Genomic DNA, 18,746 nt, shown 5'->3' with positions numbered 1-18,746 from the left:
TTCAATTTTTCCTCCATTAAAAACCAGGGAGTTGGCGGCGCATGAATCACTTCATCATCGGGCTGGGCGGCACGGGGGGCAAGATCATCCGCGCCCTGCGCAAGAGCCTGTACCAGGAATTCCACGGCGGGCCGCCGGCCGGCGTCGGCATCGGCTATCTGTATGTCGATTCCTCCAGCGAAATGATGGCCATGGACGACCCGACGTGGAAGACGCTGGGCACCTCGGTGCAGCTGTCCAAGGCCAGCCAGCTCCTGATCACCGATGCCAACCTGACCTCGCGGCTCGACAACCTCGACAGCTATCCGGGCCTGAAGCACTGGCTGGGCAGCCCGCAGGAGTGGCGCGACATCCTCAATAGCATCGTCGGCGCCACGCTCGGCGGCCAGAAGCGCCGGCTGGGCCGCTTTTTGTTTGCCTGCAAGGCGGACAAGTACCGCGAACAGGTGCAAACCCAGGTCAAGCTGCTGCAGCAAAGCGGCGAAACCGACGTGACCTTTCACATCGTCGTCGGGCTGGCCGGCGGCACCGGCAGCGGCAGCGTGATCGACGCGGTGGCGCAGCTGCGCGACCTGTACCCCGACTCGAAACGCTTTCGCATCCTGATTTACGCACTGCTGCCCGACGCCTATCCGCACCCCAACTGGGACACGGGCAACTACCACGCCAACGGTTTTGCCGCGCTGACCGAACTCAACGCGATGTCGGTCGGGGCATACCAGCCTTACGACGTGACCGGCGTCAAGCAGCGGCTCACGCTCAGCGACCCGTTCAACGGCTGCTACATCTTCGGCAACGAGAACGAAAACGGGCTGACGGTCGATGTGGACAAGGACTTGCCGGGCATCGTCGCCGACTTTTTGTACCAGAAAATCGTCGCGGTCAACAACGTCAACTGGGCCTCGCTGGGCCGCATGGAGAACGCGGAAAACGGCGACGGCTCGCCCGAGACCGCGCCGCAGGGCCGCATGCCCGAGCGCTCCAAGCGCTTCCTGGCCTTCGGCATCAAGCGGCTGGCGATTCCCGAAGAGGAAATCAGCGAATACCTGACCTACAGCTTTGCCCGGCAGGCGGCGCTGCAGCTGCGCTTCAACCACTGGCAGCCGGCGTCGGGCTTCATCGACGAGCCGCGCAAGCTGGACTTCAACGAGTTCGTGCAGCAAAAGGAAACGCAGCTGCGCTGGCTGCTGTCGGACGACCACCTGACGCTGGCGCTCGGCATCCTGCCCGAGGACGCCGCCAACAAGCGCTGGAAGTCGTTCACCGGCGAGTGGGAGGCGGTGATTCCCAATTTCAAGTCGCTGGTGCGCGAGCGCGAGCGCGCCACCTGGCTCGACGAGCTGACCAAGCTGTGCGAAAAACGCTTTCAGGACGACTACCGCACGCTGGGCGTGGCCGGCTTTTACCGCACCAAGCTGAAGGCGCGCAAGGACATGGCGCGCGAGATCCGCACGCGCATCGAGCAGGAGCTGATCAACGAATGGAAGGTCGGCGCCAAGTCGGCCTGGGACGTGTCGCGGCTCCTGATTGCGCTGACCGAAACGCTGGACGAGCGGCTAAAAGCCTGCGACGACAACGTGGTGCGTGCGCGCAACGCCGAGGAGCAGGCGCAGTCGCGCGTGCTGGGCAATCTGCAGAAATGGTCGGGCATGAGCCTGCTGTCCAAGCACCTGCTGGGAACGCCCGACAGCCTGCTGGATGCGCACGGCGTGCATTTGCAGGAAATGTATGTCTATCGGACCCGAGCCGAAGGCTGGGGCTTTGCCAAGGCGCTGCTGATCGAGGTGATCGCCGAGATCACCGACCTGAAGGGCGAGGTGGACCGCGTCGCCACTACCCTGCAGCAGGCGCTGAAAAAGTTTGAAGTGGGCATTCAGGCGCGGCTTAACGATGCCGGATCGGGCGACCTGCGCCAGCATTTGATCCGCTTTTACGACCCGGTGCAGGTCAAGACCATCAGCCGCCGGCTGGTGCTCGACGAAGCCGAGCAGAAGACGCAAAGCGGCCGGGTGCGCGCCGCGCTGATCGAGAAAATCGGGCCGGATGCGGGCTTTGCGCAGTTCAACCAGCGCGTGCCGGAATCGGCGTTTCTCGATGTGCTGGAGACGGTGTGCGAGGACAACGCCCGCATTGCCCACCAGAACCTGGTGCAAAACCCCAAGGAGCGGCTGCTGGGCGTGTCGATCATCGACAAGCTGCGTGACCGCTACGGCGCCGACCCGCAGGAACTCAAAAGCTATGTGAACGAGCTGGTCAGCCGCGCCGGCAATTTTGTCGCGCTGGAGCCGCTGGAAATCCACCGCGCCGCGCCGGGCATTCCGCTGGGCGTGCCGACGGCGGTGGGCAAGTTCACCGTCATCCTGCCGAAGGCGCCGGAACAGGCCGAGTTTTCCCGGGTGCTGAAGGACGCGCTGCGCGAAGCCAAGACCGGCGACGTGGAAATCATCGAGTCCGATGGCCGGTTGAACGAGATCACGCTGGTGTCGATCACCAACCTGCTGCCGCTGCGCTACCTCAAGCCGCTGAAGTTCCTGGAAGAAAAATACCGCCGCCGCATCGACACCGGCGGCGCGCGCGCCCGGCTCGAATTGCACACCGAAGGCGACGGCAACGCCTGGCCGAGGCTGTTCGTGGCCTCCAGCGCCGAGGTCAAGCTGCAGGCGCTGCCTTATGTGCTGCTGGCCAAGGCGCTGGGTTTCATCCATGAAGGCAGGAATCCTGCGACCGGCGCCGACGAAGTGCTGCTGCTGACCAAGGACGCCGACGGTTTTGACAACGACCCGGTGGCGCTGGGCAAGAGCTTCATGGCCAGCGCCGACAGCATCGACCTGGCGAACCTGCACACCATCAAGTCGGTGTGCAACGCGATGCTGGCGGGCGCCGCTTATCTGCATCAGGACCGGCGCACCGAAGTGCAGCGGGCCATCCTGGCCGAGGTCGAGGCGGTCAAGGCCGCGCGCGGCGGCAACATCCAGGACGAAACCTACCGCCGCTTTCTGGACGCCGGGCGGCGCGCCGTGGCGATTTTGAAAGGCGAGGCGGCTTGACTCGCCTTGGCTTTTTGCATGCCCCCAATACAACAGGAGGAACTTCGCGATGGCATCTCTCACCGGCAAATCCGGCAAGTGTTCAAACTTTGGAAACTGTTCGCTGGCCGACGCCCGCACCACGATTGAAGTCCCGAACGGGATGGATTTTGTCTGCACCGAATGCGGCAAGCCGCTGCTGCTGACGGACCCCGGCCCGCAAGGCGGCGGCAATTCCAGGGCGCTGGCCGTGGGCGCGCTGCTGCTGGTGCTGCTGCTGGCCGCAGGCGGCATCGGCTGGTCGCTGATGTCGGGCAAAAAGGCGCCAGCGCCCGAGCCGGCGCCGCCCGTGGCGGTAGAGCAGCCCCAGGCGCCTCCCAAGGCGGAGCCAGCCGTCCAGCCGCCGGTCACCGGCAACTGTTCGGACGCCGACGAGCGCGTGGGCCTGTGCCGTCGCCCTGCCCAGTAAATCCTTTTAATTTCTCCAGGGGCTTAGCAAAAATGAACCAGTCACCGAAAAAATGGATGCGCGGCTTGAGCGTTCTGGCCGGCATCTGCGCCGCCGCTGCCGCGCTGTCGGCCGGCGCCGAGAGCATCGTCACCGGCGGCAAGACGGGCACCTACTACGCCATCGGCAGCAATTTGCGCGACTTCGTGAACCCGGCGCTGGAAGTCAAGGACTCCAAGGGCTCGTGGGCCAACGTCGAGGACATGAGCCGCACCAAGGGCGTGACGCTGGCCATCGTCCAGTCGGACGTGTATTCGGCGTTCGTGCAGCTGCGCGATTCGAAGGAAGTTCCCGAGGCCACGCGGCGCGAATACGCGCAGCTGCTGGCCAATCTGCGCGTGTTCATGCCGCTGTACAAGGAAGAAATCCACTTCCTGGCGCGCAAGGACGACCCGATTGAATTCATCCACCAGATCAAGGGCAAGCCTTTGTGGATGGACATGGAGAAAAGCGGAACCTACCTGACGGCGCTGAACATCTACAGCAAGCTGTTCCAGGAGCGGCCCAATGCCGTCGAGCCCTTCATCAACACCACCGCCACGGGCGAGGACGAGGGCACCAAGCGGCGCCGCTCGGCCCTGATGGCGCTGAGCGATCCGGCTTACTACAAGGCCTACCCGAAGATTGATGTCATGGTGCTGGTGGGCGGGCAGCCGCTGGGCCTGCTGGAAAAAAACCTGCCGCCCAACCTCAAGCTGCTCAAATTCGACCCGGCGCAGCCCGGCGCGGCCAAGGTGCTGCAGGATTACCAGAAGGCGGCGATTCAAAAGAGCAGTTACCCGCTGCTCAATATCGCGGGCAGCGAGTCGCCGTCGCTGGCGGTGGATTCCTACCTGATCACCGCCAATTTCGCGGACCCGCAGCGCAACCAGTACATCAAGGATTTCGCCGACCAGTTCTGCACGAATTTCGGTGTGTTGCAGGAGCGCGGCCATGCCAAATGGAAGTCGCTGACCTGGCAGCCGGGGTCAAGCTTGCCGCCGGTGGCCGCAGGCTGGCAGTATTCCGATAAGGTCAAGGAGCGGCTGGCCAGTTGCCGCACCAGCGCTGCGGCGGCTACGGCGGCCAAGCCCAGCGCCTGCAGTCCACAAGACCGCGTGACCGGGCTGTGCCGCTGATTTTTGAATGAAAAACGGCTTTTGCGCATGCTGGACATGCGCAGGCAGCTACTAAATCAGTAGCATCAATGAATCTGTTCCTTGGGCTGGTTTTAACGCAGTCCGAAATACGACAGGATCACGCCGATGATGACGACCAGGCCGACGATGTAGATGATGGTGTTCATGATGATGTCCTCTGTGGAATGACGGGCGTTCCGATGCGGACGCCTTCTGAATACCGATCATGGCTGCCGTCCCTGCAAATGCCTGTAGGCAGTCCGACTCAAAAATCGTCGGACAAGTCCCTTATCGCTCCTGGGGCCGGATTTCCGCCGCTTCGATGAGAAACTGCACGCGCCGGATGCCTTTCCACTCATTGGTATCGAGCCGGAACGCCAGCGTGACGCGCGCCGGCAGGGCGTCGGTGTGACCGAACCAGATGCCGTCCACCGGCTCTCCCCGGTGCTTGAGCTTTAGGGACAAATGCTTGTCGTCACCGACCAGCCGCTGCGACACCACCTCGACCTCTTCGCTGAAGGTGGGCGCGGCAAAGCCCTGGCCCCAGACTTCCTTGTGCAGCGTATCGACCAGGTCGGCGCGCCGGTATTCGGGCGCCAGCGGGCCGTCGGTTTCCAGCCGGCGCGTCAGGGTGGCGGCGTCCAGCCATTCACGGGCCACCTGCTGCAGCCCGTACTCGAAGGCCTCGAAATTTTCCTCGGCAATCGTGCAGCCGGCCGCCATCGCATGGCCGCCAAAGCGCAGCAGCACGCCCGGATGGCGCTTGGCGACCAGGTCCAGCGCATCGCGCAGGTGAAAACCCGGAATCGAGCGGCCCGAGCCCTTGAGTTCATGCTCCTTGCCCGGCGCCTGGCTGGCGGCGAACACAAAGGTCGGCCGGTGCAGCTTGTCTTTGATGCGCGAGGCGACGATGCCGACCACGCCTTCATGGAATTCGGGGTCAAAAATCGCAATCGCTGGCGGCGGTTCCTCGTCCTCGTCGATCATCGCGTCGGCCGCCAGTTGCGCCTGGTCGCGCATGCCGGACTCGATCTGGCGGCGTTCGCGGTTGATGCCGTCGAGCATCTGCGCCAGCTCGTCGGCGCGTGCTGGGTCGTCGGTCAGCAGGCATTCGATGCCCAGCCGCATGTCGGCCAGCCGGCCGGCGGCATTGATGCGCGGGCCGAGCGCGAAACCGAAATCGAAGGTCGTCGCGGCGGGCGCCTGGCGGCCGGCGGCCTTGAACAGGCTGGCGATGCCGGCGGGCAGGGCGCCGGCCCGGATGCGCTTGAGGCCCTGCGCCACCAGGCGGCGGTTGTTGGCGTCCAGCTTGACGACATCGGCCACCGTACCCAGTGCGACCAGCGGCAGCAGCGTGTCGAGCTTGGGCTGATGGGCTGCGTCAAACGCGCCGCGCTCGCGCAATTCGGCGCGCAGCGCCAGCAGCACGTAAAACATCACGCCAACGCCGGCCATGGACTTGCTTTCAAAGCCGCAGCCGGGCTGATTCGGGTTGACGATCACGTCGGCGTCGGGCAGGCCGATTTTTTCGTTGAACAGCGCGGGCAAATGGTGGTCGGTCACCAGCACCTGCAGGCCCAGCGCCTTGGCGCGCGCCACGCCGTCGATGCTGGCAATGCCGTTGTCCACGGTGACCAGCACATCGGCGCCGGTCGCCTTGACGCGCTCGGCAATCGGCGCGGTCAGGCCGTAGCCGTCAACCACCCGGTCGGGAACGAGGTAGCCGACGTTTGTGGCGCCCAGCAGCTTCAGGCCGCGCAGCGCCACGGCGCAGGCGGTGGCGCCGTCGCAGTCGTAGTCGGCGACCACGCAGATGTGCTTGCCTGCGGCCATCGCATCGGCCAGCAGGATGGCCGCTTCGCGCGCACCCTTGAGCGATGAGGGCGGCAGCAGCCGGGCCAGCCCGTCGTCAAGTTCTGCCGCCGCATGGACGCCGCGCGCCGCATACAACTGCGCCAGCAAAGGATGGATGCCGGCCTGCTGCAGCGCCCAGAGGCTGCGCGGGGGCACGTCGCGTACCTGGATTTTCATGGTGTGGTGATTGAGTTTGTGTTGATCGGGATGGTTACTATGATTTTTATAGCTGCTTGAGAACGTCCAGCGTGCGCAGAGGGCTTAAAAGACTTGAAATCCGGGTCAACAGGCCGGCCCGGTGGGTCTCGAAGGTCTGTGCGCTGTGCTCGCCGCACAGCGTCAGCCGCACGTTTTCGCCGGCGCGCTGGCGGGCCAGCAGGGCAGCGATCTCGCCAGCGTCCAGCGTTGCCCAGGCCTGTGCGTAGCCGGCCCAGTCTTCCCTGAAAACTGCCTGCGCCAGACTGCGCGGTGCGCTGACTTGCTCCTTTGGCTGTTCGGTTGGAGCAGGCAAGTCCCCCGTGCCGCTGATCCAGAAGGAATTGACCGGCACTTGGCGCTGCATTTCCCGTGCGTCGTTGAATGGGTGGATGTACAGCAGCATCTGGATTTCGTTTTGCAGGCGGCGCAGCGGCCTGGCCTGCGCGCTGCCCGGCAGCCACGCATCGACATTGCGCGCCAGCACCCGGTCCAGCGAGGCGGTAGGCAGGTCGCGAAACAGTTCGCCCTCGGCCAGCCAGCGCCCGGCGCTCAGGTAGTGCAGCGTGATGCCGTCGGTTTCAAAGTAGGGCTGCATGATGGCCAGCAGGGCGCGCGATTCGCTTTCCGGCAATTCCAGCATCGCCGGGTCGCTCAGCGTGGCATGCAGATGGCCCATCGCCCAGTGGCAGGGCGTGATCCAGGCCCAGGCCTTGCCGTGGCCGGCCTGCAGGTGTTGCGCCGCGTCGCTCGCGGCCCAGGGCATCAGGCCGTCCGGGGTTTGCAGTGTCGCCAGGCCGAGCGCGCGGGCCAGTGCGCGCTCGTGGGGCGGCGACAGCGATTCGGGGTTTTGCGTGTCGTTTTCCACCAGCTTCATGCCCTGCAGCAATTGGCCCAGGCGCTTGAAGCTGTCCGGCGGCAGGGCCTGCACGGTCGGCAGCCAGGCCTCGGCGCTGCAGGCGGCAAAAGGAATCAGCAAATGGGTCGGTGAAAGGGGGTGCATCGGCGCTATTGTCCGGGATGCCACAATCGCTGCCATGCAAATTCCCTATGAGCTGATTTTGGGCTGGCGCTACACCCGCGCCGGCCGCGCCACCCGGCGCAACGGTTTTATATCCTTTATTTCCGGCGTTTCCATGCTCGGCATTGCGCTGGGCGTGGCGGCGCTGATCATCGTGCTGAGCGTGATGAACGGCTTTCAAAAGGAAGTCCGCGACCGTATGCTGGGCGTGATCTCGCACATCGAGGTGTTCGCGCCCGGTGGCGGCGCGCTGGCCGATCCGCAGAAAACGCTGGCCGAGATCCGGGCCAATCCGAATGTCGTGGGCGCTGCAACTTTCATAGCTGCCCAGGCATTGCTGGCGCGCGGAGAGGACATGAAAGGCACCATGGTTCGGGGCATTGACCCGGCGCTCGAAGGGCAGGTCACCGACCTGGCCGTGGAACTGGAAAAAACCTCGTTTCCCAAGCTCGTCAGCGGCCAGTTCGGCGTGGTGCTGGGCGGCGAGTTGGCGCGCGCCATGGGCGTGCGCGAGGGCGACACCGTCACGCTGATCGCACCCAGCGGCCAGGTCACGCCGGCCGGCGTCGTGCCGCGCCTGAAAACCATGACCGTGGTCGGCACCTTTGACTCGGGCCATTTTGAATACGACTCGGCGCTGGTCATGATGCACCAGGACGACGCGGCCAAGATCTTCCGGCTCGAAGGGCCGACCGGCATCCGCATCAAGCTCAAGGACCTGCACCAGGCGCGGCAGGTGGCACTGGAGCTGTCGCAGACCCTGAGCGGCGACCTGCTGATCCGCGACTGGACGCGGCAGAACAAGACCTGGTTTGCCGCCGTCGAGCTGGAAAAACGCATGATGTTCATCATCCTGACGCTGATCGTCGCGGTGGCGGCCTTCAACCTGGTCAGCACCTTGGTGATGACGGTGACCGACAAGCGCGCCGACATCGCCATCCTGCGCACGCTGGGCGCCAGCCCGAAAAGCATCATGGGCGTGTTCATGGTGCAGGGCGCGATGGTCGGCGTGATCGGCACGCTGTCGGGCCTGCTGCTGGGCCTTGGCATCGCCTTCAACATCGACGTGATCGTTCCGGCGCTGGAGCGGCTGCTGAACGCCAGCTTCTTGCCGAAAGACATCTACCTCATCAGCCGCATGCCCAGCGAGCCGCAGTACGCCGACATCATGCCGATTGTCGTGATCTCGCTGGTGCTGGCTTTCCTGGCAACCATCTACCCGAGCTGGCGCGCCAGCCGCGTGAACCCGGCGGAGGCCCTGCGCTATGAATGATATGACCCCCACGCTCCCCACTTCGTGTGGTTCGCTGCCCCCCGAGGGGGCTGTCCCGCCTAAGGGCGGCCTGTCGGCGGGACGACTGACCCCCACGCTCCCCTCTTCGAGTGGTTCGCTGCCCCCCGAGGGGGCCGCTGCGCCTGCGGACCGGCAAAGCCGGATCCGCGGCCCCAACTTGGATGGACACGCGTCCGAATCCGATTTACTCCTTCCCCCGCTGGGGGAAGGCCGGGATGGGGGCCTCCCCGAACCCGCCCAACCGCAAGGCGAAGTCGTGCTGCGCGCCAGCGCCCTGACCAAGCGCTTCACCGAAGGCCGGCTTGACGTGACCGTGCTGCAGGGCGTGGACCTGCAGGTGCATCGTGGCGAAACCCTGGCCATCGTCGGCACCTCGGGTTCGGGCAAAAGCACGCTGCTGCATTTGATGGGCGGGCTGGATGCGCCGACCAGCGGGCAGGTCGAGCTGAAGGGGCAACTCCTGTCCAGCCTGTCGCCTGCCAGCCAAGGTGAATTGCGCAATCGGCACCTCGGCTTTGTCTATCAGTTCCACCACTTGCTACCCGAGTTCAGCGCGCTCGACAACGTCGCCATGCCGCTGTGGATTCGTCGCCTGCCGCGCGATGAATGCGCGCGGATCGCGACCAAAATGCTGGCCAGCGTTGGCCTGGAAGACCGCATCTACCACCGCCCGGCGGAGTTGTCGGGCGGCGAGCGCCAGCGCGTGGCCATCGCCCGCGCCCTGGTCACGCAGCCGGCCTGCGTGCTGGCCGACGAGCCCACCGGCAACCTGGACCGCGTCACCGCCGACGGCGTGTTCCAGCTGATGCTCAAGCTGGCCCGCGAGCACGGCACGGCGTTCGTGATGGTGACGCACGACGAGGCGCTGGCCGCGCGCTGCGGGCGGCAGTTGCGGCTGGTGCTGGGCAAGCTGTCTGAGGCGGATTAAAGAGGGCCAGCGTTTGATGGGCGCTGACAAACGCGTCCGGCCATAAAAAAAGACAGGCCAAGGCCTGTCTTTTCAGGGAAGCGCAAGCGTCAATTACTTGACGGTTGCAGCTTTCACATCAGCCTTGCCTTCGGCCTTCACCGCTGCGGTTTCGGTGGCGGCATTCATCTTGTCGGCCTTGGCTTCAACCTTGACCTTGTCGGCCTTGGCGGTGGCGTTGACCACGGCCTTGTCGGCTTTGGCATCGGCCTTCACATCGACTTTTTCAGCCTTGGCTTCAGCCGCTACCTTGTCTTGCGGCGCGGCTTTGACGGCTTTTGCATGGGCTTTTGACTTGGCCTTGTGCGCTTTGGCTTTTGCCTTGACCTTGGTTTTGCTGGCGGTCATGTCGGCTTTTTCCACCTTGGCGTCTGCCTTGGCATCGACCTTGGCTTCGGCGGCGACAGCTTTGACCGCTGCATTGTCAGCCTTGACTTCTGCCTTCACGACGGCCGGGGTGGCGGCAGGCATCGTGGCTGGAGCCGCAGGCGCCTGGGCGAATGCGCCCGAAACAAACAGACCGGCGATCAGGGTAGCGAGCAACTTGTTCATAAAAGCCTTTAGGTTAAATTAATTGATGAAACGATTTCGTTACATACAAGCTATTAACGAGGCAGGGTAGCCATCAGTTGACCATGCTTACATGGCGTTGCAACTTGAATGCCGACGCAGCGTGCGGCGATTTCATTTCAAACAGGCCAGCGAGCGCTGGTCAAGCATAATCACCGGCCCGGCGCCTTGCGCATTTCGGTGGGCTCCTCCGGAGTTGATGCCAGCCTGACATCAAAGCTGTGCCAGCCCATCGCCTGCGCTTTCAGAACAACGCCACACTCACGCACGCATGACCGATCACTACACCACCCTGGGGCTCAGCAGCGCGGCGACGCTGGCTGATGTCAAAAAAGCATTTCGCCAGAAAGCGTCCTTCTGGCATCCCGACAAAAACGCGGCGCCCGCTGCGCCAGCGCGCTTCCGGGCGGTCCAGCAGGCGTATGAAGTGCTGTCCGACGCCGACAGGCGCCAGGCCTATGACGACAACCGACGCCGCAACCTGCTCGACAGCCCGCTGGAGACGGCGCGGGAAATCTGGACCCCTTATTTCAACCAACTGCTCTGATCCTTGATCTGATCGCTGGGCCAGCGCAAAGCCCATGACATGAAAACCCCCGGCCTTATGAACATTTCCCCCTTCTTTATCAACCTGCATTCGGCCTACCAGGCTGAAATGGATGACCTGACCTTTGATTCCGACGGCCGCGACGTGCTGCGCCAGCGGCTGGCCGCCAAACGCAAGGAAATCGGCTTCCTGGTGCAGATGATGGAACTCAGCCCCGAGATGGTGGCGGTCATCTTTCACCAGGGCTTTGCCTTCAGCCAGCCTGCCGCGATGGACCACCTGCTCAGCCACGAAGCCGATGAATTCCCCGAATGGAGCAGCCTGTCAGGCGGCATCGAACTGGCGCCGTGGACGCGCGAACTGGTCCAGGTCATCCTGCAGGCGCCAAAAGGCGAATGGTTTTTGACGCTGGCGGCGGGCCTGCACTACATGGCGGGCAAGCCGGTGGCAGCGTTCGCCGGGCAGGGCGGCGAGGCCCGCGACGAAGACAGCGATGACGGCGACGACGACGACGACGACACCGATGGGCCGGACGATTTCGACGATCACGAAAGCGATGAGGTGCGCGGCGACGCCAGAGACCGCGACGCGGCTGGTGCCAGCTGGCTCGAAGGGCATGGCTTTGACCGCAAAGACTGACCGGCGGATGCACCGCCAAAAAATCAAACCAAGCGACTTCAAGCCCTTATGAACCATTTAGCCCTGATTGAAAAAACCCAGACCCTGATTGCCGCCGGCGACATCGTGGGCGCCGAGTCCGCGCTGGTCGAGCTGGCCGACACCGAGGGTGATAGCGCGCTGATGGTGGTGCTGGACCTGCTGCCGGCCAAGGACATCCTGGCGGTCATCCGCGAATACGACAACTCGAAAGAATCCATCGTCAACCTGCTGGTCACGCCCGAGCAGTTCGCGCGCGCGGTGGTGATTGAAAAGCAGTACAAGGACCTGACGCGCACCCACCTGCGCGGCATGATGAACGCCATCATTTTTCGCGAAGACGCCGATCCGCTGGAGTTTTTGACGGCCATCGGCGACCTCGAAGGCGGCAGCGAAGCGCTGGCCGACTATTTCACCGAGAAATGGGACCGCATCGAGGCCTTTGCCTGCAACGGCACCTTCGATGCGATGAAGGACACCGGCGAGCTGCGTTCCAAGGCCGACCTGCAGGCGGTGGCCTATGAAAAACCGCGTGTCGAACAGGACGAGATTTCCGACCATGACTGGATGGAGCTGGCCTGGCTGCTGCGCTACGAGATCCCGGACCTGTTCATCGAAATGCTCACCGTGCTGCGGGCCAAGGCGCGCGCGCATGATCTTGGCCTTGACGAGGAAGAGGACGACGAGATGCAGGACGACGACGGCAAGGTCGAGACCGGCGACACCGACCGGGGCCGGGCCACGCCGGCGGCCCGCGAGTCGGACGAGGAATCGGCCATCTGAGGCCGGCCCGGCCCGCACCGCAACCCTATTTCACGATGCCCATGCACCCTTCAGCCACCGCTCCGACTGCTTCGCCGACTTCGCCCGCTTCGGTCTCGCTCTACGATGCGCGCCCGTTCTTTGAAAAGGCGCTGCAGTTCGGCGTGCAAAACGGCATCATCGACCGCGAAAAACTTGACGCCATCCGCACCGATGCGCCCAAGGGCATGGTGCAGATTGCGCGCTACTTCGGCAACGAGTTCCTGCGGCCCGACCTTGAAAAAGCGAAGGACCGCATCGTCAACCTGGTCAGCCTGTACCTGCAAAGCAGTTGCGGCGGTGACTTGCGGCAGGCCGCCGAATCGCTGCGCGACCATTCGTTTTTGTCGCGCTCCAAGGGCGGATCGGACCTGCTCAAGGCCTTGCTGGCGCTGCCCGAGAGCACCGTCTTTCATGCCAGCTTGGACAGCGGTGCCGAGGCTGGCGGCCCGCCCAAAGGGCTGGCCGAGTGGTCGCTGAAGAGCTTTGCCGACTACCAGGCCGAACTCGCCAGGCGCAGGCCGCTGCAGCAGGAAAAGGACGCCGCCATCTGGCTGGCCGGGGAACTGGGCATGGACGCCGAGGAACTCGAAGAGGCGCACACCCACGCCGAGGCGGTGATCCGCACCGCGCTGCTGGCAATGGCCACCCGGCGCACCGAGATGCCCGATTGGGTCGAGTTTGAAAAAATGGTCGCCGCGCTGCGCAAGAAGTACCGAGCGGCCAAAACCCGCACCGCCGTGCAGGCCGGAAAAACCAGCAGCGCCAGCGCCCGGTCGCTGACGCTATCGCTCGCGCTGCCTGCGAACCTGCCCGATGAATTCAGGGACGTGGTGCAGGCCGTGCTGCAATCGGTGCAGGCCGACCTGCCGCAGATCCTGGACAGCGCGCTGACCGTCCGGGCGCTGTTCGCCAACGACAGCGAAGACCATCATCCGCCGCTGCTGGGCCGCTATTTCTGGGTCGAGGACATCGCCAGCGAGATGGACCACCATGAACGCTCCGTCTCCCAGGCGTGGGACAAGGTCACCGGAGGCAACTGCGACGACGGCTCGCTGCTGACGCTGATGGTCTGCGTCGCGGCCGGTGCCGCACCCAAGACGATCCTGAGCGAAAAAGCCGCAACCGCCCTGGTCCGCAAGATCCAAAAACCGGGCGCCAAGGCCGCCTTCAGCCCGGAACTGGCCCGCCAGTACATCCTGGAGCATGCCCCGGTCCAGCACCAGGACGCCTACCTCCAACTGTGGGCCGACTTCATGGACGAGGCCCAGTCCACGCTGCAAAGCGATTCAACCTATGCGCTCAAGGATGCGCTGGCCCTGCTGCGGCGCGAATGCCATGTGACGGCGTGACCCGGCGCCGCGCCTGCTGAGCGCTCGCCTCTCGACCTGTCAGGACATTTCCTGACATGCCGGATGGGTGTGTCCAATGGTATGCTGCACTGCAACATATTCATGTTTCAGCCGGGCGTTGAAAGCGGCCGGCACGCCGAATGCGTTGCCCCGAAGCCAAGGGCTTGTTCATCCATTGCATTGCATAACGACAGACAGGAGGCGCCTTTGCTTTTTGAAAGACGTAGCCCACAGCCCATCAGCCTGGCCTTGCAAGGCGGCGGCGCCCACGGTGCATTCACCTGGGGTGTGCTGGACCATCTGCTCGAAGACGGCCGAGTTGACTTTGAAGGCGTCAGCGGCACCAGTGCCGGCGCCATGAATGCCGTCGTTCTGGCCCACGGCTTGAATGACGGCGGCCGCGATGGCGCACGCGCTGCGCTGCACAGGTTCTGGACCTCGGTGGCGGACAGCCTGCCGTTCGAGGTGGCCGTGCCGTCCCTGGATGGCCAGAACGTCAGCCTGCTTCCCGCCCTGAAAATGATGATGCACTGGGCGCACTATTTTTCGCCGCACCAGCTCAACCCCTTCGATCTCAACCCCTTGCGCGACATTCTTCTGGCGCAGGTCGATTTTGAGCGCCTGCGCGGCGACAGCCCGGTCAAGCTGTTCATTGCCGCCACGAATGCGAACTCCGGCAAGGTGCGGCTGTTCCGCTCACCCGAGATCAGCGCCGAAGCCATCCTGGCCTCGGCCTGCCTGCCGACCATGGCGCGGCCGGTCGAAATCGACGGAGAGCCTTACTGGGACGGGGGCTATGCCGCCAATCCGGCGGTCTATCCGCTGTTCTACGAATGCAAGAGCAGCGATATCCTGATGGTGCTGCTCACCCCCATGAAGCACAAGGGCACACCGCACAGCGCCCAGGAAATCAAGGACCGGGTGCTGGAGCTGGCCTTCAATTCCACCTTTTTGCGGGAAATGCGCATGTTTGCCCATGCGCGCGAGTATGCAAAGGAATCGTTTTTTCGCATCGGACGCTTTGAACGGCGCCTTGTCCAGACGAACTTTCATGTGATTGACGCCCCGGAGCAGATGAACGAGTTCAAGACCGAAACCAAGCTGGCGGCGAACATGCAGTTTTTTGAACTGCTGAGAAACCTGGGCCGCGAGCGGGCCAGGGGCTGGCTGGAGGCGAACCATGGCGAGATCGGCAGGCGTTCGACGGTCGATCTGGCCGAATTGTTTTATTAGCGCTGGCGAATTTGTTTTCGTCGAAATAGACTTTTTTTGAAAGGAGTTCTGTCATGAAAAATCCGTTTATGAGCATGTTCCTGAGCGGTGCCAACAAGATCGCCGGCGCGGCCCGCGCGCAGGCCACGGCCGCCGTCAAGCGGGAAGCGGCCAAAAACACCAAAGAGATGACCAAGGCCTGGACCGATGCGCTGATGCCGAAAGCGCCCACGGCTGCCGCGCCACGCAAGAGAAAAACCACCAGGAAGTGATTTGCTATAAAAACAGTAGCTATATGCGCGCGCTGGTATTTCGCGAAAGGCTGTTTTTGCCATAAAAACAGCGTGTCAGCGCTGGAATCCGGCTGCCGTCCATGCGGGGCGCCCAAACGTGGTGAACCCGGAGAAGTCAAAGAATCCGGTTGAACCACAGTAGCGACAGGCTGGCCGACAGCAGGCCGAGGACGGCGGCGGCCAGTGCCAGCAGCCCCGAGATCTCGGTTTCCTTTTTTTCCACCGTCAGCCGCGAACTCAGGGTTTGGTAAACCTTTTTCAGATCGGTTGCCGTGCCGGCATAAAAGTATTCGGCCTGGGTGGCGCGGGCAATGCCCTTGAGGGTTTCCTCGTCGAGCTTGACGCGCATCGACCAGCCTTCAAAACCGATGGTTTCGCCTTCGACCGTGCCCACGCCCACGGTATAGACGCGGATGCCCCGGTCGGCGGCCACCTTGGCGGCGTCCAGCGAATCGATGCCGGTGGTGCGCTGGCCGTCGGTCAGCAGGATGATCGCGGCCGAGGTGTAGGAGCCGGGCGCAACCGGGGTGAAGGCTTTCTTGCCGTTCCCGTCGTCTTTTCCGGCCTGGTCCAGCGACAGGCCGTGCTTGCGTTCCCGGTTGTTTTCCATCGACTCCAGGTCAATGCCGGCTTCGGGGAACAGTTCGGCCAGCGACACGATGATCCCGTTGCCAATGGCCGTGCCGCGCTGCAACTGGAACTTGTCAATCGCCGCCGTCAGGTCTTCGCGGCTCACGGTGGGCGGCTGCACCACGGCGGCGGTGCCGGCAAAGGCCACCACGCCGACCCGCACATTGCGCGGCAGATCGGCCAGGAAAGCCTTGGCGGCATTTTGCGAGGCCACCAGCCGGTTGGGCAGGACATCGGTGGCGCGCATGCTGCCCGACACGTCCATGGCCAGGATGATGGTTTCGTTTTGCGAGGGCAGGGTGATGACGGCCAGCGGGCGCGAAGCGGCCACCAGCATGACCGCCAGCGACAGCAGGAACAGCAGCGGCGGAATGTGCCGGCGAACGCTCTGGCCCGTCCCAATAGCTTCGCGCACGATGGACAGGCTGGCGTAGCGCAGGGCCATCTTTTTCTTGCGCCGCAGCAACCACACATACACCGCCACCAGCAGCGGCAGCGCCAGCAGCAGCCACAGGAACTGGGGCCAGAGGAAGTTGACGGGAAGGTTCATGGCAGTTCCTTCACGCAGGGTTCAGCCGGCGTGCGCCAGGTGGGCCGGCAGCCTGCCTGCCGCCGCATGGGCACCGGATAAACGGCTGCGCTGTTTGCGCAGGTCGGTAAAACGCATGATGGCGCCTGCCAGGTCGTCATCGGTCGAGAGTTCGAGCGTGTCCACGCCGGCCCGCGCCAGGGCTTGGCGCAACTCGGCTTCGCGCTGGGCCGCGATGCGCGCAAAGCGCCTGCGAAAGCCGGCGTCATGGGTATCGACGAGCAACTGCTCGCCGGTTTCGGCGTCCGTGATCGGAATCAGGCCCAGGTCGGGCAATTCCAGCTCCAGCGGGTCGAGCAGCCGCACGGCGACGACCTCGTGCCGCTGGGCCAGCAGTCCCAGCGGCTTTTCCCAGCCGGCTTCGGTGATGAAGTCGGACACCACGAACAGCGTGGAGCGCCGGCGCACCAGCTTGGCGGCCGACTCCAGCAGTTCATGCAGGCGGGTCGCGCCGGCGCTGGCGGCTTCGGGGCGCGTGCGCAGGGTGTGCAGCAGGTGCAGCACATGCTGGCGCCCGCCGCGCGCCGGGATGGCCGCATCGACGCCGGCGCCATAAAGCAGCGCACCCACGCGGTTGCCGTGCTTCGTCAGCATGCGTGCCAGCACGGCGACGAAGTCGGTTAATACGTGGCGCTTGCGTTGCTCGCTGGAGCCGAAATCCATCGACGGGCTCAGGTCGAGCAGGAACCAGGCGCTCATCTCGCGGTCTTCGGTGAACACGCGCACATGCGGCTGCTGCAGCCGCGCCGTCACGTTCCAGTCGATATGCCGCACGTCGTCGTGGTACTGGTATTCGCGCAGGTCGGCCAGGTCCATGCCGGTGCCGCGCAGCAGCGTGCGGTAGTCGCCCTGCAGCAGGCCGTCGAGGCGGCGCAGCACTGTCCATTCGAGCCGGCGCAGCAACTGGTCCGCGCTTTCGGCAGGGGTTGAGGAGGCCGGCGTCTGTACAACTTGTGAAAGCTTAGGCATGGCGCATTCCCCGGTCGTCCAAGTACCGGCCGCGGAACTGGCTTTGCCAGGCCGCAGGCGGGGCGGCCCCCTCGGGGGGCAGCGAACCACACGAAGTGGGGAGCGTGGGGGCTCTACTACGCAGCGAGTTTTTCATGGGCTAAGGGTTTGGCGGGTGGCGGAATCTTGGCCATGATCCGGCCGACGATCTGGTCGGCCGAAAAACCTTCGGACAGCGCTTCATACGACAGCACCAGCCGGTGGCGCAGCACGTCGGGGATCAGGTCCGCCATGTCTTCGGGCAGCGCGTAGCCGCGCCCGCGCAGCATGGCCAGCGCCCGGGCGCCTTCGGTCAGGTTGATGGTGGCGCGCGGGCTGGCGCCAAAGGTAATGAAGCGGGCCAGTTCATCGAGCCCATGTTTTGCCGGGTCGCGGGTCGCTGACACCAGCCGCACGGCGTACTGCACCAGCGACGGATCGACATAGACGCGCCGGCATTCGGCCTGCAGCGCGGCCAGCTGCTCGGTGGTCGCCACCGCCGCCACTTCTACCTTCGGGCCGGTGACGCGCTGGACGATGACGAACTCTTCCTCGTCGCTCGGGTAATCGACCAGCACCTTCATCATGAAGCGGTCCACCTGCGCCTCGGGCAGCGGGTAGGTGCCTTCGGTTTCAATCGGGTTCTGCGTCGCCATGACGAGGAAAGGCGAGGGCACCTTGTGGCTGATGCCGGCAATCGTCACCTGGCGCTCCTGCATCACTTCGAGCAGCGCGCTTTGCACCTTGGCCGGCGCGCGGTTGATCTCGTCGGCCAGCAGCAAATTGGTGAACACCGGCCCCAGCGAGGTGCTGAAATCGCCGGTTTTCTGGTTGTAGATGCGCGTGCCCACCAGGTCGGCCGGCACCAGGTCGGGTGTGAACTGGATGCGCTTGAAGTCGCCTTGAATGGTGTTGGCCAGGGTCTTGACCGTCAGCGTCTTGGCCAGCCCGGGAACGCCTTCGACCAGCAGGTGGCCCTGCGCCAGGATGGCGACCATGACGCGCTCCAGGAAGCGGTCCTGCCCGACCACCACGCGCTTGACCTCGTAGAGGATTTGCTCCATCAGCTGCGCGGTGTCGTGGCCGGCGGGCGGCTGCTCAAAGCGGTTGGAATCCATGAAAAAA

At 64.2% G+C, this 18,746-nt stretch carries 17 protein-coding genes; 11 read left to right on the top strand and 6 right to left on the bottom strand.

Annotated elements, in window-relative coordinates:
• Nucleotides 1-41 precede the first annotated feature (41 nt).
• From PNAP_RS16270 to PNAP_RS16260, 3 genes are read left to right on the top strand one after another with little or no spacing between them, the layout of a single operon-like run.
• Entirely contained in the window at nucleotides 42-3,047 is a 3,006-nt protein-coding gene (locus tag PNAP_RS16270; RefSeq protein WP_011802630.1) for a tubulin-like doman-containing protein, read from the top strand.
• A 49-nt stretch (nucleotides 3,048-3,096) separates the two neighbouring features.
• Nucleotides 3,097-3,495, top strand: coding sequence for a hypothetical protein (locus PNAP_RS27105; RefSeq protein ID WP_011802629.1), 399 nt, complete (start codon nucleotides 3,097-3,099; stop codon nucleotides 3,493-3,495).
• Between the two features lie 32 nt (nucleotides 3,496-3,527).
• Nucleotides 3,528-4,652, top strand: coding sequence for a TAXI family TRAP transporter solute-binding subunit (locus PNAP_RS16260; protein WP_011802628.1), 1,125 nt, complete (start codon nucleotides 3,528-3,530; stop codon nucleotides 4,650-4,652).
• A gap of 288 nt (nucleotides 4,653-4,940) precedes the next feature.
• Here the strand turns inward: PNAP_RS16260 and recJ are convergent, their stop codons facing one another.
• A complete protein-coding gene (recJ, locus tag PNAP_RS16255) occupies nucleotides 4,941-6,683 on the bottom strand; it encodes a single-stranded-DNA-specific exonuclease RecJ (protein WP_011802627.1) in 1,743 nt (580 codons plus the stop codon).
• Between the two features lie 46 nt (nucleotides 6,684-6,729).
• Entirely contained in the window at nucleotides 6,730-7,704 is a 975-nt protein-coding gene (locus tag PNAP_RS16250) for a hypothetical protein (RefSeq protein WP_049763704.1), read from the bottom strand.
• Nucleotides 7,705-7,738: 34 nt separating this feature from the next.
• Here PNAP_RS16250 and PNAP_RS16245 point away from each other — a divergent pair, with 34 nt between their 5' ends.
• The gene (locus PNAP_RS16245) at nucleotides 7,739-8,995 is read left to right on the top strand and encodes a lipoprotein-releasing ABC transporter permease subunit (RefSeq protein WP_011802625.1); all 1,257 of its coding nucleotides are present in this window, start codon (nucleotides 7,739-7,741) and stop codon (nucleotides 8,993-8,995) included.
• Nucleotides 8,996-9,272: 277 nt separating this feature from the next.
• A complete protein-coding gene (lolD, locus tag PNAP_RS16240) occupies nucleotides 9,273-9,944 on the top strand; it encodes a lipoprotein-releasing ABC transporter ATP-binding protein LolD (protein ID WP_041376757.1) in 672 nt (223 codons plus the stop codon).
• 93 nt (nucleotides 9,945-10,037) lie between these two features.
• On the opposite strand, the gene PNAP_RS16235 is transcribed toward lolD, so the two are convergent.
• Nucleotides 10,038-10,535, bottom strand: a complete 498-nt coding sequence (locus PNAP_RS16235; protein WP_011802623.1) for a hypothetical protein — start codon at nucleotides 10,533-10,535, stop codon at nucleotides 10,038-10,040.
• Nucleotides 10,536-10,824: 289 nt separating this feature from the next.
• Between PNAP_RS16235 and PNAP_RS16230 the strand changes: the two genes are divergently transcribed.
• The 6 genes from PNAP_RS16230 to PNAP_RS16205 all read left to right on the top strand — a co-directional run bounded on the left by PNAP_RS16230 (nucleotide 10,825) and on the right by PNAP_RS16205 (nucleotide 15,394).
• Complete coding sequence (locus PNAP_RS16230) at nucleotides 10,825-11,100, top strand: J domain-containing protein (protein WP_011802622.1); 276 nt, start codon at nucleotides 10,825-10,827, stop codon at nucleotides 11,098-11,100.
• Nucleotides 11,101-11,157: 57 nt separating this feature from the next.
• Nucleotides 11,158-11,739 (top strand): hypothetical protein, encoded by a 582-nt coding sequence (locus tag PNAP_RS16225; RefSeq protein ID WP_041377367.1) that lies wholly within the window; start codon nucleotides 11,158-11,160, stop codon nucleotides 11,737-11,739.
• A 48-nt stretch (nucleotides 11,740-11,787) separates the two neighbouring features.
• Complete coding sequence (locus PNAP_RS16220) at nucleotides 11,788-12,540, top strand: hypothetical protein (protein WP_011802620.1); 753 nt, start codon at nucleotides 11,788-11,790, stop codon at nucleotides 12,538-12,540.
• A gap of 41 nt (nucleotides 12,541-12,581) precedes the next feature.
• Nucleotides 12,582-13,910: a hypothetical protein gene (locus PNAP_RS16215; RefSeq protein WP_041377366.1), complete on the top strand. Its 1,329-nt coding sequence runs from the start codon at nucleotides 12,582-12,584 to the stop codon at nucleotides 13,908-13,910.
• 207 nt (nucleotides 13,911-14,117) lie between these two features.
• Nucleotides 14,118-15,143: a patatin-like phospholipase family protein gene (locus PNAP_RS16210; RefSeq protein ID WP_041377365.1), complete on the top strand. Its 1,026-nt coding sequence runs from the start codon at nucleotides 14,118-14,120 to the stop codon at nucleotides 15,141-15,143.
• Between the two features lie 53 nt (nucleotides 15,144-15,196).
• Nucleotides 15,197-15,394 (top strand): hypothetical protein, encoded by a 198-nt coding sequence (locus tag PNAP_RS16205; RefSeq protein WP_011802617.1) that lies wholly within the window; start codon nucleotides 15,197-15,199, stop codon nucleotides 15,392-15,394.
• A 136-nt stretch (nucleotides 15,395-15,530) separates the two neighbouring features.
• On the opposite strand, the gene PNAP_RS16200 is transcribed toward PNAP_RS16205, so the two are convergent.
• The 3 genes from PNAP_RS16200 to PNAP_RS16190 form a co-directional block, all read right to left on the bottom strand.
• Nucleotides 15,531-16,595 carry a VWA domain-containing protein gene (locus PNAP_RS16200; protein WP_011802616.1) on the bottom strand — a complete coding sequence of 355 codons (1,065 nt, stop codon included), beginning with the start codon at nucleotides 16,593-16,595 and terminating at the stop codon, nucleotides 15,531-15,533.
• Nucleotides 16,596-16,616: 21 nt separating this feature from the next.
• Nucleotides 16,617-17,603: a DUF58 domain-containing protein gene (locus tag PNAP_RS16195; protein WP_011802615.1), complete on the bottom strand. Its 987-nt coding sequence runs from the start codon at nucleotides 17,601-17,603 to the stop codon at nucleotides 16,617-16,619.
• A 116-nt stretch (nucleotides 17,604-17,719) separates the two neighbouring features.
• Entirely contained in the window at nucleotides 17,720-18,739 is a 1,020-nt protein-coding gene (locus PNAP_RS16190) for an AAA family ATPase (protein ID WP_011802614.1), read from the bottom strand.
• Nucleotides 18,740-18,746: the final 7 nt, after the last annotated feature.

The organism is Polaromonas naphthalenivorans CJ2, from assembly GCF_000015505.1.
GTDB lineage: Bacteria > Pseudomonadota > Gammaproteobacteria > Burkholderiales > Burkholderiaceae_C > Polaromonas > Polaromonas naphthalenivorans.
Note: the sequence above shows the minus strand (reverse complement) of the source record. Positions and strands in the feature narration are given on the sequence as shown.

Excerpts from the sequence above, each read along its gene's own strand:
- PNAP_RS16270 (WP_011802630.1), top strand. The coding sequence starts at position 42 with ATGAATCACTTCATCATCGGGCTGGGCGGCACGGGGGGCAAGATCATC.
- PNAP_RS27105 (WP_011802629.1), top strand. The coding sequence starts at position 3,097 with ATGGCATCTCTCACCGGCAAATCCGGCAAGTGTTCAAACTTTGGAAAC.
- PNAP_RS16260 (WP_011802628.1), top strand. The coding sequence starts at position 3,528 with ATGAACCAGTCACCGAAAAAATGGATGCGCGGCTTGAGCGTTCTGGCC.
- recJ (WP_011802627.1), bottom strand. The coding sequence starts at position 6,683 with ATGAAAATCCAGGTACGCGACGTGCCCCCGCGCAGCCTCTGGGCGCTG.
- PNAP_RS16250 (WP_049763704.1), bottom strand. The coding sequence starts at position 7,704 with ATGCACCCCCTTTCACCGACCCATTTGCTGATTCCTTTTGCCGCCTGC.
- PNAP_RS16245 (WP_011802625.1), top strand. The coding sequence starts at position 7,739 with ATGCAAATTCCCTATGAGCTGATTTTGGGCTGGCGCTACACCCGCGCC.
- PNAP_RS16235 (WP_011802623.1), bottom strand. The coding sequence starts at position 10,535 with ATGAACAAGTTGCTCGCTACCCTGATCGCCGGTCTGTTTGTTTCGGGC.
- PNAP_RS16230 (WP_011802622.1), top strand. The coding sequence starts at position 10,825 with ATGACCGATCACTACACCACCCTGGGGCTCAGCAGCGCGGCGACGCTG.
- PNAP_RS16225 (WP_041377367.1), top strand. The coding sequence starts at position 11,158 with ATGAACATTTCCCCCTTCTTTATCAACCTGCATTCGGCCTACCAGGCT.
- PNAP_RS16220 (WP_011802620.1), top strand. The coding sequence starts at position 11,788 with ATGAACCATTTAGCCCTGATTGAAAAAACCCAGACCCTGATTGCCGCC.
- PNAP_RS16215 (WP_041377366.1), top strand. The coding sequence starts at position 12,582 with ATGCACCCTTCAGCCACCGCTCCGACTGCTTCGCCGACTTCGCCCGCT.
- PNAP_RS16205 (WP_011802617.1), top strand. The coding sequence starts at position 15,197 with ATGAAAAATCCGTTTATGAGCATGTTCCTGAGCGGTGCCAACAAGATC.
- PNAP_RS16200 (WP_011802616.1), bottom strand. The coding sequence starts at position 16,595 with ATGAACCTTCCCGTCAACTTCCTCTGGCCCCAGTTCCTGTGGCTGCTG.
- PNAP_RS16195 (WP_011802615.1), bottom strand. The coding sequence starts at position 17,603 with ATGCCTAAGCTTTCACAAGTTGTACAGACGCCGGCCTCCTCAACCCCT.
- PNAP_RS16190 (WP_011802614.1), bottom strand. The coding sequence starts at position 18,739 with ATGGATTCCAACCGCTTTGAGCAGCCGCCCGCCGGCCACGACACCGCG.